The organism is Roseateles sp. P4_D2, from assembly GCF_056401875.1.
Genome location: NZ_JBFUIM010000002.1, coordinates 384,531 through 397,461, shown reverse-complemented (window position 1 = coordinate 397,461; position 12,931 = coordinate 384,531). Strand labels below are relative to the sequence as shown.

Genomic DNA, 12,931 nt, shown 5'->3' with positions numbered 1-12,931 from the left:
GTTCACCTCGCCTCGTAGTGGTCGTTCACGTAGGTCATGGGGACCCACCGGTAGCCTGTGCCATCGCGGCGCAGATGGCCGACGCCGGGGAACGAGATGTGGTCGGCCGCGACCCAGTACCGGCCCTTGACCGCGTCGGCGAAAGCCTTCTTGCGCGTTGCTGCGGCGGCCTTGGGATCGACGTCGAAGACGATCGTCACGCCCGGGTTGGGCATCTGGACTTCCGCCACGTGAACCAGGTCGCCCCAGAACACCAGCTTCTCGCCCTTGCTCTCGAGCGCGTAGAACGTGTGGCCCGGTGTGTGGCCCGGAGCGGGGATGGAACGGATGCCGGCGAACAGCTCGGTCGCGCCGGAGAACGTCTTCACCTTGCCGGCATCGACATAGGGCTGCACCTTGGCCGAAGCCTCGTCGAAGTACTTCTTCGCCGCCTCCGGCGCCCGCGCGCGGTTGTCGGGATTCAGCCAGTGCGCGACCTCCTTCTGCTCGATGTGGACCGTGGCGTTGGGAAACACGATGCGCTGGCCATCCATCAAGCCACCGGTGTGGTCGGTGTGGATGTGCGTGATCAGGATGTCGGTGATCTGCGCCGGCGTGACGCCCACCGCCTTGAGACTGGCCTCGAGCTTGTTCAACGTCGGGCCGTAAAGCTCGCCGGTGCCGGCGTCCATCAGGATCAGGCGGTTGCCGGCCCGGATCAGGTAGGCGTTGATCGAGGCATCGACCTCGGTCGTCTGATACGTGTCCGCCAGGCGCGACGCCACCTCGCCGGGCTGGGCGTTGGTCAGCAGCTTCAGCGTCGGGATCGGCAGTGTGCCGTCGGAGAGTGCCGCGATCTCGAAGTCGCCGAGCTTGAAGTGGTAGTAGCCGGCTTGATAGCGGCTCACCTTGGTCGCAGGCGCCTCGGCCGCGGACGAGACCGGGGCGACCAGGCTGGTGGCGACAGTGGCGGCCAGGAAGGCCGCAAGGAAGGTGCGTTTCATCGTGAGGCTCCTGTTAAGCGATGAAAGCCACTATATTTATCGCCATCTTGTTTATAAAGATCGATATAGCTATTTCACAATCAACGATATGGAAACAATGATCGACAACCTGGCCGAGCTGACGATCTTCGACAAGGTCGCCAGTGCCGGCAGCCTCACGGGGGCCGCGAACGCGCTGGGCCTGTCGCTGGCAGTGGTCAGCAAACGCCTGGCCGCCCTCGAGGCGCGCATGGGCGTTCGCCTGCTCAACCGGACCACGCGGCGGCAGTCCATGACGCAGGAAGGCGAACGCTTCCACCTGCATTGCGTGCGCATCCTTGCGGAGGTGCAGCAGGCCGAGGTGGTGATGCAGCACAGCCGCACCGACATCAACGGGCACCTGCGGGTGACGGCACCGCGCATGCTGGGCACGCGCTATCTCGCCCCCCTGGCGGCGCAGTTCCAGGCCATGCATCCGGCGTTGCGGATCGAGATCGTCTTGAGCGACGACGTCGTGGATCTCGTGGAACAAGGCATTGACCTGGCGCTGCGCTTCGGGGTGCTCAACGACTCGACGATGACGGCACGCCACATCGCCGACAGCGAGCTCGTCCTGTGCGCCGCGCCGGACTATTTGCTGCGCTTCGGCTCTCCCGACACGCCTGCTGCGCTCTCAGCGCACAACTGCATCCTCTACGGCACGCGAAGCACGCGGCACTGGCTCTTCCAGCATGAAGGCAAACCGGTCTCGGCCGAGGTGAACGCGACCTTCCTGTGCAATGACGGCAACGCGGCCAAAGCACTCGCGCTCGCCGGCGGCGGGATCTTTCTCAAGTCAATATGGGATGTGGGCTCGGAGCTGAGGGATGGAACGCTGGTGCGCGTGCTGGGCCGATACGGCATCCCCAGCGCACCGCTGCATGTCGTGTACCCGCATGCATTGCATCTGGCCCCGCGCGTACGCCACTTTGCCGACTACGCGCTCAAGAGCCTTCGCGGCGAATGGGAGCTGCTGACCGATCAGGCCTCCGCCAGCTCTTGACTTGCCGTCAGCGGACCAGAGCAGAACTCGGCGACGTCTTCGGCGGCGCAGTCGAACCACCGGCGAAAGGTGTTCCCGCAGGACGTCGGTGCGCCTGAATTCACGCGGCCTTCCTGCCGCGGTTTGCCGCGCCACGCTTGGCCGCGGGCTTGGCTGCCGCCTTCTTCGCCGGCGCCTTATCGGCCGGTGCCTTCGCCGCCTTCTCGGGCTTGCGCGCCTTGCCGCCCAAGCTCTGCTTCAGCAGCTCGGTCAGGTCGACGACATTGCTGCTGCTCGTGTCCGGCGCCTCTTCGAAGGGCTGCACGGTCGCCGTCTTGCCGGCCTTGGCCTTGCGCTTGACCAGCTCATGGATGGCGCTCGTGAAGTCGTCCTTGAACTTCTCGGGCTTCCAGGCCGCAGTCATCTGGCTGATGAGCTGCTGGGCCATCTTCAGCTCGGCGGGCTTGACGCCCGCAGCGCCAGCGGCTCCCACCTTAGGCAAGTCCAGCGCATCGGGCGAGCGGATCTCCTCGGCCCAGCGCAGCACGCCCAGCATCAACGCCGGGCCGGCCGGGATCAGCGCCGCGAGGTGCTCCTTGTTGTGCAGCACGAAGCGCGCGATGCCGATGACACCGGCTTTCTCCAGCGCTTCGCGCAGCAGCGCATAGACGCGGTCGGCCCGGCCATCCGGCGCGAGGTAGTAAGGCTTCTCGATGTAGACGAAGGACACGTCCGCCGCCTTGACGAAGTTCTCGATCTGGATGGTCTGCGTGCGCTTGGGGTAGGCGGCCTTGATCTCGTCGTCGGACAGCACCACGTACTCGTCGCCCTCGAGCTTGACGCCCTTGACGATGTGTTCCTTGTCGATCTCCTTGCCGGTGCGCTTGTTGATGCGCTTGTAGCCCACCGGGTCCATGCTGCGCTTGTCCAGCCAGTCGAAATCGATCTCCTGCTCCTGCGTGGCGCTGTGCAAGGACACGGGCACGTGCACAAGGCCAAAGGAGATGGCGCCCTTCCAGATGGCGCGGGGATTGGCGCTGGGGCCTGCCATGTCTTTGCCTCGGTGCTTGCCTCAGCGGCCAAACCGCGCATATGCGGTGGGCAAGGCATAGGCCGAAGAGGCCGCCGCCTTGGGCCTGGGCACCTCATCGGGCCTTGGCGGTGGCGGCACCTCCTTGCGACAGGCGGTCAGGCCAGCCACGGCGACCAGGACGGCCGCGGTCAATTGCTGGAATCTCTGTCGGGGCGGCATTTCGGGATCGGTCCAATGTGACCCCGACACTATGGGCGACCCGCTGCGGCCGCGCCGTCGGCGGCCGGACCGTTCGGTTGTAGGTCTGCGCCGACCAGGGCCTGTTAACGCTACGGCAATGGGTCGCGAAGGCTCGCTGCCAGGGGCCAATCAAGGCGCAGCACGCCGCCCGCACTGATGTGCGGGCAAGCGGTGCAACGCCGAGTGGCCCCTGGCGACGGGTCTTCCCGAAGGGTTGAGGCCAGAAAGGCCGCGCGCGGCGTTGCAAGTGCTCGCCGGGTGGCCAACCCGGCTCCGCTTTGCGCCTTGCTCGCGGCCCTTCTGGCCTCAACGCGACCCATTGCCGTAGTGTTAGCAGGCCCTCGTCCCCGGAATCCGCGATGCGAAAGGTCAGGCCGGGCTTGCGGGCGCAAGACTGCGGCCGACCTGACACCGAAAGACCGCCATGAAGGCCCTGCTGGCCCTCGCCATCGCCGCCACCGCGGCAAGCGCCCCCTCGCGATGGACGCCCGAGCGCGTCTCGACCGACCAGTACGAGTCCTCGCCGAGCTTCGCCCCCGACGGCCGCACGATGATCTTCATGCGCGCCAACCCGCAGTTCTCGGCCTACCGCCTCATGCAGTCGAGCTGCGGCCCGCGGGGCTGGAGCGAGGCCGTGCCCCTGGCCATCGCGGCGCCGCTGCCGGCCAGCGAGGCCGACCCCTTCATCACGGCCGATGGCCGCCAGCTCTGGTTCGTGTCCAACCGGCCCTTCCCCGGCAAGCGCGGCGACGACCTGGACATCTGGGTCGCCGACAGCGACGGCCGCGGCGGCTGGGGCGCACCACGCCGGCTTCCCGAACCCATCAACTCAGCGCAGTCCGAGCTGCTGCCGCGCCGCCTGCCCGACGGCCGCCTCTTCTTCGGCTCCGACCGCCCCGGCGGCCTGGGCGGCAATGACGTCTACGTGGCCACGCCCCGAGCCGACGGCGGCTGGCGTGTCGCCAACCTGGGCGCGCCGCTGAACACGCCCAGCAACGACTATGAGGTGGAGGTGTCACGCGACGGTAGCCAGGCCGTCGTCGTGTCCGACCGCGAGGGCCGCTCCCATCTCTACCGCTTCGCCCGCAGCGGCGACGGCTGGCGGCCCCTGGGCCGGGTGCCGGCGCGCGACGACGTCTTCCAGGTCGGCCCGCTGCTGTCGCCCAAGGCCGACCGGCTGCTGTTTGCCCAGGCCGACGGCGAGCGTTCGGGCGAGCTCTTCGTCATCGACCTCCAAACCGGCGCCGACTCCACCTGGCCGCCGGCCTGCCCCGGGAGCAAGCCATGAATCTCACCCGCCGCACCCTGGCCCTGGGCCTGGCGACAACGACATCCACCGCAGGAGCCGCCATGGCCAAGACCCGCGCCATCAATGCCGCCGAAGCGCCCGCCCCGTCGGGTGGCTATGCCCAGGCCCTGGAGCTTCGGGCGCCGTCGCGCCTGCTCTTCATCAGCGGCCAGATCCCGGTCGACAAGGCGGGCGCCGTGCCCAAGGATTTCGCCGGGCAATGCCGCCTCGTCTGGGGCCACATCGACGCGCAGCTGCGCGCGGCCGGCATGACGCTGGACCACCTCGTCAAGGTCACGACCTATCTCGGTGACCGCAAACACGCCCTGGAGAACTCCGCCATCCGCCGCGAGGTGCTGGGCGCGCGCAGCCCGGCGTTGACGGTGCTGATCGCCGGCATCTACGACAGCGACTGGCTGCTGGAGATCGAGGCCATCGCGGCCGACTGACGCCAGGCATGTGTCCCGCCAGGGGCAGATCTGCGTGGACGAGAACGGACCGCCGGTCGGCCGGTTCCTACAAGGGCTGGGCGCCTAGCCCGACTGCCAGGCCCCGCCATAACAAGCATATTCAACGCATGGTGCACAGCACCTGGCGGAGCGGGTTAAAGCCTGCCCCGTGACCCGTGTTCAACTTTCCAGGAGTTCCATCATGGCCAGCGTCACTCCCACCATCTCTTCCTCCAAGGTCGAAGGTACCAAGGTCTACAGCCCCAGCGGCGACAAGCTCGGCTCCATCGACGACCTCGTCATCGACAAGAAGTCCGGCCAGGTGCGCTACGCGGCGCTGGAGTTCGGCGGTTTCCTTGGCATGGGCACCGACCGCTACCCGCTGCCATGGGATCAGCTGAAGTACGACACCAGCAAGGACGGCTATGTCGTCAACGTCGACAAGGCCCAGCTGGAGCGCGCACCGCGCTACCCGAGCGACGAAACGCCCACCTACAACGACGAGTACGGCCGCAAGGTCTATGACTACTACGGCTCGACCTGGTGGATGTAAGCAGGCCCTCGCCGCTTGCTGATCGAAGGGGCGGCACTGCCGCCCCTTTTCATTGAACTCCGGAGGCCCCATGCCTGACCCGACCCGCACCCCGCCGATCCCACCCGAGCCCGCACCGGCCGCCCCACAGGCTGGCGATGTCGAGCGGCCCACCGCCAAGCAGCGGCCCGCGCGCGACGTGAAGAACGGCGCCTTCGATGACTCCGTGGCCGGTGAGGAAGACCCCGGCGCGGGCATCGACACGATGACGCCCCGGCCGGGCCGCTAACCGCCCAACAGGCGCATCAGCGGCGCCGCCGTCGCCGCGTGCGGCAGGCCGCGTTCGTCCTCTTCATCCTTGAGCCCAATGCCGCTCACTTGCCGTGATCGCGCGAGGCCTAGCAGCACGTGCAGCTTGGCCGCGGCCGCTGGCGGTGGCAATCCTTCGGGGCGCACGTTGGAGATGCAGTTGCGCTCGGCATCCGCCAGCCCGAGGTGCGGTGCCCAGCTGAAATAAACGCCCAGGCTGTCCGGCGCCGACAGCCCCGGCCGCTCGCCGATCAGCACCACGACACAGCGCGCATGCAGCAACGCGCCGATCTCATCTCCAAGAGCCACGCGAGCCTGCGTCGCGACGACCGGCGGTCCCCAGGTCCAGCCGCCCTCCTGCATCAGGCGCTCGCGCAGCGCCGTGAACAGCGGCAGGGCCTGGCGCTGCAGGGCCAGCGCCGAGAGGCCGTCCGCCAACACGAAGGCGAGGTCGCTTGCCGGTGCGTTCAACTCTTGCAGCGCTTGGGCGTCGGCCTCATCGAGCCGCCGGCCGAGGTCGGGTCGCTGCAGATAGCTCGCCCGGTCCGCCGCGCGGCTTTGCGCCCGCAACGGCGCCTCGCCCAAGGCGCGCAGCCCGGCCAACAGCGCCTCGGCGTCCAGCGGCGCATGCACCGCATCGCGCGCCTCGGCATGGGCCTGCTGAAAGGCGAGGTGGGCCGTGGTCGGCACGCTGATGCCGGCGCGGCCCAGGCCGATGCGCGCGGCCGTGTAGCGGCGCAGGCGGGCCCAGGGTTGCTCGATGACGCTCACTGGTGCACCCTTCGGCCTGCGGCCTTGCCTGGCCGACAGCGCGGCCAGGCGTTCGCCAGGCATGCGATGCCCACTGGGCATCCCATGCCCGGGCTCACTCCCGCCAAGCGGGAGCGAGCTTGCTTGGGGCGGCCCGGCGCGGCGCTCACGTCTGCTCCAGCAAGGCCGCAAAACGCGCTGGCAGCCCAGCCGCCAGCCGCGGCACATCACCGCCCTCGAAGATGCCCATGCGCTGCAGCCAGGCCTCGAACTCCGGCGCCGGCCTCAGGCCCAGCAGGCGCCGCATCGCCAGCGCGTCGTGAAAACTCGTGCTCTGGTAGCCCAGCATGATGTCGTCCGAACCCGGCACGCCCATGATGTAGTTGCAGCCGGCGGCGCACAGCAGCGTGAGCAGGCTGTCGACGTCATCGACATCGGCCTCGGCATGGTTGGTGAAGCAGACGTCCACACCCATGGGCAGGCCGAGCAGCTTGCCACAGCAATGGTCCTCCAGGCCGGCGCGCAGGATCTGCTTGCCGTCGAACAAATACTCCGGCCCGATGAAGCCGACGACGCTGTTGACCAGCAGCGGCTCGAAGCGCCGCGCGACGGCATAGGCGCGGCATTCCAGCGTCTGCTGGTCGCAGCCGTGGTGCGCGCCGCTGGACAACGCGCTGCCCTGACCGGTCTCGAAGTACATGACGTGGCGGCCGCCGCGCCTGAGCGCCAGCGCCGCCTGCCGTGCTTCTTCGAGCAACGCCAGCGTGATGCCAAAGCCGCGGTTGGCGCCCTCGGTGCCGGCGATGGACTGGAACACCAGGTCCACCGGCGCGCCGCGCGCCATGGCCTCGATCGTCGTCGTCACATGCGTCAGCACACAGCTCTGCGTCGGGATCTCGTGGTGAGAGATGACGGCGTCCAGCATCTGCAGCAGGCGCATCACCTGCGGCAGGTTGTCCGTCGCCGGGTTGATGCCGATGACGGCATCTCCCGCGCCCATCAGCAGGCCGTCGAGCAGGCTGGCCGCGATGCCGGCCTCGTCGTCGGTCGGGTGGTTGGGCTGCAGCCGCGTGGCCAGCCGGCCGCGCAGGCCAATGGTGCTGCGGAACTGCGTGACGACCTCGCAGCGCTGCGCAATCAGCATCAGATCCTGCACGCGGCAGAGTTTGCTGACGGCAGCGGCCATCTCGGGTGTGAGGCCGGGAGCGATCAGCGCGGGGTCGGTCGCATCAGCCAGCAGCGCGTCGCGCAAACCGCCCACCGTCAAATGCGAGATCGGCGCGAAGGCGGCCGCGTCATGCGTGTCGACGATCAGCCGCGTGACCTCGTCGCTCTCGTAGGGCACGACGGCTTCGTTCAGGAAAGTCGTCAGCGGCAGGTCGGCCAGCGCCAGCTGCGCAGCCACCCGCTCGCGCGCCGTCGCCGCGGCCACGCCGGCCAGCTCGTCCCCCGAGCGCCGCGGGCTGGCGCGGGCGAGCAGGGTGCGCAGGTCCGCGAAGCTGTAGCGCTCGCCGCCGAGGGTGTGCGTGTAGGCCATGGCCCTAGTTTGCGCTGCGACCGCTTCGCTTGCATGACCAAGGTGTGACGCGGCCAGCTCCGCAAAGCTGAGGATGCCCGGCCCGGCCATGGCGGTTAGCGTCGCGATCCTGCATATCAGCGCGTGAGATTGCCATGGACGACGAGAAAGTTTCCCGGCGGGTCAAATGGGGCGTCATCGGGCTGCTGGCGATCTGCGCGGTCCTGGCGCTCACCTTGCTGGCGCCGAACCCGAGAGGCGATTCCGCGCTCTGGTTTGTCGGCCTGCTGGTGCTGATGGCCACCGCGCTGACGCTGACGGCCATCGTCTTCGGCGGCCTCAACCTCAACGACGCCAACGAGGCTTTCGGCCTGCCCTCGGGTTCGGTGCGCACGCTGCTGGCCGTGGGCGTGATGGTGCTGTTCGCGGTGTTCGGCCTCAAGTTCTTCAGCGAAGCGCAAGAAGAGGCCCGCATGCCCCGCCCCGGCGACAAACCCTTCGAGCAGATCGAGGTGCCGCTGGCACGGCTGCCGGACGAGATCACGCGCTACAAGCAGGTGCCTTCGCTGCTGGTCGTCGTCGCCTCACCCGGCCGCGCCGCCTCGGGCACCGATGCCGGCGCCAATGCCAAGCTCAATCTCTACACGCTGGAGTCGCGCCCCTCGGCCAGCGCGATGGATGCGCAAAAGCAGCTGCTCACCGCCATCATCACCCTGCTGACGACGGTGGTGGGCTTCTACTTCGGCAGCAAGAGCGCCGGGGACGGCCTGCGTGCGCGCAACGAAGGCACGCCCGCCGACCCCGCGGCCCCGCAGCGCCAGCAGGCGGCCCTGGCCACCGAGCGCGATGCGCTGGAGGCCCACATCAAGAGCGATCGCGAGACGCTTGAGGGCTTGCGCAACGCGCCGGGTGACGTCGACGCGGCAAGGCGCCAGAAGCTGGACGAGGCGCAGGGCCTGTCGAGCCGCCTGGACGCGCTGCGCGACCAGCTCGCCCGCGCGCTGACGGAGGCCCAGACCCGCCTGGGCGCCATCGCCGCGGCGCCGGCCGGCGGCGAGGCCGCTGCCCGTGACGCAGCCCAGAAAGCCCTGGGGCGGGCGGCCACCGAGCTGGATGCGCTGAAGCAGGCCGCCCAGCAGTTCGAGGCCGCCGTCGCCCAGCTGCGCGAGCCCGCGGCCAAGACGCCTTAAACCCAGGTCAGCGCCACCGCGTCCCGCACCGCTCCCACGGCCGGCACGGCCAGCGCCGCCGGGCTGCTGATCCAGCAGAACCAGGTCGGCGCCGACCAGCCCGGCCAGATGCGGGCCTGGCCGGCGTCTTCCATCAGCGTGGCCTGGTCGCGCCGCACCATGCCGGCGCCCATGCCGGCCGCCACCATGCTGCGCACCGCCACCTCGGTGTCGGCCTGCAGGCCCACCTCCAGCACGGCGCCGGCTTGGGCGAACAGCCTTTCCTGGTGGCTGCGCAGGCCGCAGTCGGGCGGTGTCGTCACCCAGGGCAGGGCGGCCAGGCCGGCCAGGTCGGGCGGCAGGCCACCGTGTATCAGCAGGCGTTGCGGCACCACGGGCACGATCTCGGCTGCCTGCAGGCGCCGCACTTCCAGGCCCTCGATCTCGGCGTGCTCGTGCAGCACGCAGGCGCAGTCCAGCTCGCCGCGGCGCACGGCGGCGATGGCGCGCAGCGACACCAGCTGCTGCAACTGCAGCTGCACCAGCGGGTGGTGCTCGGCCAGGTGCACGAACACCTCGCCCAGGCGCAGGGCCACCGCGTCGCTGACCGTGCCCATGCGCACCTGGCCGCGCGCCTCGCCGCGGATCTGCGCGGCCGCCGCCTGCATGCCCTGGGCCGCGGCCAACGTGCGGCGAGCCTCTTCCAGCAGGCGCTCGCCGGCGGCCGTCAGCGCCATGCCGCGGGCGCTGCGCTCGAACAGCTTCACGCCGAACTCGTCCTCCAACGCCTTGAGCTGGGCGCTGACCGCCGGCGGGCTGGTGAACACGCGCTCCGCGGCGCGCGTGAGGTTGCCCTCGGTGGCCACGGCGACAAAGGTCTTGAGCTGGTAGATCTCCATGGCCGCCATTCTGCTCAGGGGCGGCGGGGCGGGGGTGTGGATTTTCTGAACGGGGCGGTCGGCCGAAACGAATGGATGAAATTGCGCCAGGCGCCGAGAGTGAAGGCATCGACATTCGTCTGGAGACCCTCCATGACCGCCAACACCCGGCCCGGCGCCATCACCGCCCTGCTCTTTGCCACCTCCACCTGGGGCAGCCTGTTCCTGATCGGCAAGACCGTCGTCGCCCAGCTCGACCCCGTCTGGTTTACCTTCTCCCGCTACACGCTGGCCACCGCGGTGCTGGCCGTGCTGGTGCACTTCGCCGGCAGCCACCCCTGGGCCAAGCTGCGCCGCCACGCGCTGCGCCACAGCCTCGTCGGCCTGGCCGGCTATGGCGTGTTCAGCATCATGGTCTTCCACGGCCTGCGCCTGTCGCTGCCCTCGCACGGCTCCGTCATCATGGCCACCATGCCCTTCACGACCATGGCGCTGCGCTGGGCACTGGACGGCCAACGCCCGCCGCTGCGCGCCCTGCTCGGCGCCGCACTCGCCCTCACGGGTGTGGCCACCGTGGCCAACCTGCTGGGCCAGGCCAGCGAGATCAATGCCCGCATGCTGCTGGGCGACGCCATCACGCTGGCCGGCACGCTGGGCTGGGTGCTCTACACCCGCGCCATGGCCAAGGTGCCCGACCACAGCCCGCTGGAGTACACCGCGCTGACAGCCATCGCCGCGCTGCCCGGTCTGGCACTGGTGGCGCTGCTCGCCACGCTGCTGGGCTGGGCCCAGGCGCCATCGGCCGAGCTGCTTCTGAGCCTGAGCCCGAAGCTGGTCTACATCGCCCTGGTGCCCACCGTGGCCGCCGTGCTGGCCTTCAACGCCGGCGTGAAGAAGCTCGGCGCGCCGCTGGGGACGCTGTTCCTGAACATGGTGCCGGTGTCGGTCATCGCCGTGCACGCCGTGATGGGCGAGGCGCCGCACGCCAACGAGATCATCGGCGCGGCGCTGGTGGGCCTCGGCCTGGCGCTGACGGTGTGGGCGCCCAAGGCCGCCGCGGTGCCGGCGCCGCGCGTGGCCCTGGGCAACGCGGCGCCTTGCACACGCTGAAGCCCGCGCTCACCACGCTGTCATGCAGGCGGCCTAGCCTCGGCCCATGCCACCGCTGACCGCTCTCCTGCCCTGGGCCTGTGCCCTGCTTCTCCTGCTTGCCCTGCCGGCCGCCCTCATCGCCCTGCAGGGCAAATTGCTGTTCGGCCGCACCTGGGTCATCCGCCGCACCGACCCCGGCCCCGCCGCCGCGCGCCGGCGCAGCGAGGCCGTCTGGCTGGCGCGCCCCGGCGGCGTGCGCCTGCAGGGCTGGCTGACCCAGCCCGTGGGCGAGGCACCCCGCCGCCTGCTGCTGTGGTTTGGCGGTCGCAACGAAAACGTCGCCTGGACGCCTGACCTTGCCGGCTGGCTGCCCGACGACTGCGCGCTGCTGGCCTTCAACTACCGCAGCCTGGGCGAGAGCGGCGGCTGGCCGTCCGAGGCCGCCTGCGTGGCCGACGCCGAAGCCGCCGCGGCCTGGGGGCTGGCGCGGCTCGGCTTGCCGCCGGGCGCCCTGCACCTGGCTGGCCGCAGCCTGGGCACCGGCGTGGCCATGCAGCTCGCGGCGCGCCTGGCCGCGGCCGCCCGCCCGGTGGCCAGCGTCGCGCTCATCACGCCGCTGAAAAGCCTGCGCGCGGTACTGCGGCGCAACCTGCTGCTCGCGCCGCTGACGCCCTGGCTGCGTTCGCCGCTGGACAGCGTCGCCGCCGCCCGCGCGCTGAACTGCGAGGTGCTGGTGCTGCTGGCCGAGCAGGACCGCCAGGTGCCGCACGCGCATTCGCACACCCTCGTGCGCGCCCTGCAGCGCGCCGGCTCGGCCGTCACCGTGCATCAGCTCGCCGGCACCAACCACCGCAGCCTGGCGCGCACGCCCGCGGCGATGCGGCAGCTGGGCGGGTGGTTGCTGGAAGAATCGGCCGCACGATGAAGAAAACCCTGAACGCCCTCGCGGTGGCCGCCGCCGTGGCCAGCACGCCGGCCCTGGCGGCCGACACCCAGTTCGCCGTCCTCGTGCTGGCCATGCCCACCAAGTACCACTACGAGTACATCCCGGTGGCGCGCGAGAGCTTCGAGAAGCTGGCCAGGCTGCATGCCTTCGAGCTGACCTGGACGGCCCAGCCCGGCGCCTTCGAGGGCGACCTGAGCAAGTACGCGGCCGTGGTGCTGCTCAACAGCTCGGGCGAGGAGTTCAACGAGGCTCAGCGCGCCGGCTTCGAGCGCTACATGCGCTCGGGTGGCAACGCCGTCGTCGTGCACCGCGCCATCATCAGCAAGCCGGGCCTGTGGCCCTGGTACGAGAAGCTGGTGGGCCGCTCCTTCGTCATCCACCCCATGCTGCAGACGGCCGTCGTCACCAAGACCGACGCCAGCCACCCCGCCACCTTCGGCCTGCCGGACCGCTGGATCTGGAGCGACGAGTGGTACGAGTTCAGCAACCCGCACGGCGTGAATGTGAACCCTGTGCTGGCCGTGGACGAGCGCAGCTACGACCCCACCAAGATCTGGCCCGGCCAAGTCGCCAAGGGCATGGGCGCCGACCACCCGGTGAGCTGGTGGCAGGCCTACGAAAAGGGCCGCGTTTTCATCACGGCGCTGGGCCACAACCAGGCCATGTACCGCGACGAGCGCTACCTGGACCACCTCTGGGGTGGCATCTGGTGGGCCGCCACCGGACGCTGACGACCCGGGTTCGGC

General features: G+C 69.8%; 14 protein-coding genes. 9 read left to right on the top strand and 5 right to left on the bottom strand.

Translation table 11 applies throughout. From position 1 onward, the window contains the following. Positions 1 to 2: 2 nt before the first annotated feature. On the bottom strand, positions 3 to 983 hold the full coding sequence (locus AC1DW0_RS05250) for an MBL fold metallo-hydrolase (RefSeq protein WP_457353557.1): 981 nt from the start codon (positions 981 to 983) through the stop codon (positions 3 to 5). An 88-nt stretch (positions 984 to 1,071) separates the two neighbouring features. On the opposite strand from AC1DW0_RS05250, the gene AC1DW0_RS05245 reads away from it, so the two are divergent. After that, a complete protein-coding gene (locus AC1DW0_RS05245; protein ID WP_457353555.1) occupies positions 1,072 to 2,004 on the top strand; it encodes a LysR family transcriptional regulator in 933 nt (310 codons plus the stop codon). A gap of 100 nt (positions 2,005 to 2,104) precedes the next feature. Here the strand turns inward: AC1DW0_RS05245 and ku are convergent, their stop codons facing one another. Continuing rightward, on the bottom strand, positions 2,105 to 3,034 hold the full coding sequence (gene ku / locus AC1DW0_RS05240) for a non-homologous end joining protein Ku (protein WP_477856320.1): 930 nt from the start codon (positions 3,032 to 3,034) through the stop codon (positions 2,105 to 2,107). A gap of 646 nt (positions 3,035 to 3,680) precedes the next feature. Between ku and AC1DW0_RS05235 the strand changes: the two genes are divergently transcribed. The 4 genes from AC1DW0_RS05235 (at position 3,681) to AC1DW0_RS05220 (ending at position 5,814) form a co-directional block, all read left to right on the top strand. Next, positions 3,681 to 4,544: a TolB family protein gene (locus tag AC1DW0_RS05235; protein ID WP_477945120.1), complete on the top strand. Its 864-nt coding sequence runs from the start codon at positions 3,681 to 3,683 to the stop codon at positions 4,542 to 4,544. After that, positions 4,541 to 4,993 (top strand): RidA family protein, encoded by a 453-nt coding sequence (locus tag AC1DW0_RS05230; protein WP_235531771.1) that lies wholly within the window; start codon positions 4,541 to 4,543, stop codon positions 4,991 to 4,993. The genes AC1DW0_RS05235 and AC1DW0_RS05230 overlap by 4 nt, the downstream gene beginning before the upstream one ends. Positions 4,994 to 5,195: 202 nt before the next feature. Further along, the gene (locus AC1DW0_RS05225; RefSeq protein WP_056191319.1) at positions 5,196 to 5,546 is read left to right on the top strand and encodes a PRC-barrel domain-containing protein; all 351 of its coding nucleotides are present in this window, start codon (positions 5,196 to 5,198) and stop codon (positions 5,544 to 5,546) included. A gap of 70 nt (positions 5,547 to 5,616) precedes the next feature. Next, positions 5,617 to 5,814: a hypothetical protein gene (locus tag AC1DW0_RS05220; protein WP_056191317.1), complete on the top strand. Its 198-nt coding sequence runs from the start codon at positions 5,617 to 5,619 to the stop codon at positions 5,812 to 5,814. Here the strand turns inward: AC1DW0_RS05220 and eutC are convergent. Both eutC and AC1DW0_RS05210 read right to left on the bottom strand, forming a co-directional pair. Next, positions 5,811 to 6,605 carry an ethanolamine ammonia-lyase subunit EutC gene (gene eutC, locus AC1DW0_RS05215; RefSeq protein WP_477945119.1) on the bottom strand — a complete coding sequence of 265 codons (795 nt, stop codon included), beginning with the start codon at positions 6,603 to 6,605 and terminating at the stop codon, positions 5,811 to 5,813. The genes AC1DW0_RS05220 and eutC overlap by 4 nt on opposite strands. 145 nt (positions 6,606 to 6,750) lie before the next feature. Further along, positions 6,751 to 8,121, bottom strand: coding sequence for an ethanolamine ammonia-lyase subunit EutB (locus tag AC1DW0_RS05210; RefSeq protein ID WP_477945118.1), 1,371 nt, complete (start codon positions 8,119 to 8,121; stop codon positions 6,751 to 6,753). 134 nt (positions 8,122 to 8,255) lie between these two features. On the opposite strand from AC1DW0_RS05210, the gene AC1DW0_RS05205 reads away from it, so the two are divergent. Then, a complete protein-coding gene (locus AC1DW0_RS05205; protein WP_477945117.1) occupies positions 8,256 to 9,290 on the top strand; it encodes a hypothetical protein in 1,035 nt (344 codons plus the stop codon). On the opposite strand, the gene AC1DW0_RS05200 is transcribed toward AC1DW0_RS05205, so the two are convergent. Further along, positions 9,287 to 10,168 (bottom strand): LysR family transcriptional regulator, encoded by an 882-nt coding sequence (locus tag AC1DW0_RS05200; protein WP_457388809.1) that lies wholly within the window; start codon positions 10,166 to 10,168, stop codon positions 9,287 to 9,289. The two genes, AC1DW0_RS05205 and AC1DW0_RS05200, sit on opposite strands and share 4 nt — an antisense overlap. Before the next feature lie 132 nt (positions 10,169 to 10,300). Here AC1DW0_RS05200 and AC1DW0_RS05195 point away from each other — a divergent pair, with 132 nt between their 5' ends. From AC1DW0_RS05195 to AC1DW0_RS05185, 3 genes are read left to right on the top strand one after another with little or no spacing between them, the layout of a single operon-like run. Continuing rightward, positions 10,301 to 11,257: a DMT family transporter gene (locus tag AC1DW0_RS05195; protein ID WP_477945116.1), complete on the top strand. Its 957-nt coding sequence runs from the start codon at positions 10,301 to 10,303 to the stop codon at positions 11,255 to 11,257. A 46-nt stretch (positions 11,258 to 11,303) separates the two neighbouring features. Continuing rightward, complete coding sequence (locus AC1DW0_RS05190; RefSeq protein ID WP_477945115.1) at positions 11,304 to 12,164, top strand: alpha/beta hydrolase family protein; 861 nt, start codon at positions 11,304 to 11,306, stop codon at positions 12,162 to 12,164. Then, on the top strand, positions 12,161 to 12,916 hold the full coding sequence (locus tag AC1DW0_RS05185) for a ThuA domain-containing protein (RefSeq protein WP_477945114.1): 756 nt from the start codon (positions 12,161 to 12,163) through the stop codon (positions 12,914 to 12,916). Before AC1DW0_RS05190 ends, AC1DW0_RS05185 begins: the two co-directional genes overlap by 4 nt. Positions 12,917 to 12,931: the final 15 nt, after the last annotated feature.

Coding starts and splice junctions, on each gene's coding strand:
- AC1DW0_RS05250 (WP_457353557.1), bottom strand. CDS start 983: ATGAAACGCACCTTCCTTGCGGCCTTCCTGGCCGCCACTGTCGCCACC.
- AC1DW0_RS05245 (WP_457353555.1), top strand. CDS start 1,072: ATGGAAACAATGATCGACAACCTGGCCGAGCTGACGATCTTCGACAAG.
- ku (WP_477856320.1), bottom strand. CDS start 3,034: ATGGCAGGCCCCAGCGCCAATCCCCGCGCCATCTGGAAGGGCGCCATC.
- AC1DW0_RS05235 (WP_477945120.1), top strand. CDS start 3,681: ATGAAGGCCCTGCTGGCCCTCGCCATCGCCGCCACCGCGGCAAGCGCC.
- AC1DW0_RS05230 (WP_235531771.1), top strand. CDS start 4,541: ATGAATCTCACCCGCCGCACCCTGGCCCTGGGCCTGGCGACAACGACA.
- AC1DW0_RS05225 (WP_056191319.1), top strand. CDS start 5,196: ATGGCCAGCGTCACTCCCACCATCTCTTCCTCCAAGGTCGAAGGTACC.
- AC1DW0_RS05220 (WP_056191317.1), top strand. CDS start 5,617: ATGCCTGACCCGACCCGCACCCCGCCGATCCCACCCGAGCCCGCACCG.
- AC1DW0_RS05210 (WP_477945118.1), bottom strand. CDS start 8,121: ATGGCCTACACGCACACCCTCGGCGGCGAGCGCTACAGCTTCGCGGAC.
- AC1DW0_RS05205 (WP_477945117.1), top strand. CDS start 8,256: ATGGACGACGAGAAAGTTTCCCGGCGGGTCAAATGGGGCGTCATCGGG.
- AC1DW0_RS05200 (WP_457388809.1), bottom strand. CDS start 10,168: ATGGAGATCTACCAGCTCAAGACCTTTGTCGCCGTGGCCACCGAGGGC.
- AC1DW0_RS05195 (WP_477945116.1), top strand. CDS start 10,301: ATGACCGCCAACACCCGGCCCGGCGCCATCACCGCCCTGCTCTTTGCC.
- AC1DW0_RS05190 (WP_477945115.1), top strand. CDS start 11,304: ATGCCACCGCTGACCGCTCTCCTGCCCTGGGCCTGTGCCCTGCTTCTC.
- AC1DW0_RS05185 (WP_477945114.1), top strand. CDS start 12,161: ATGAAGAAAACCCTGAACGCCCTCGCGGTGGCCGCCGCCGTGGCCAGC.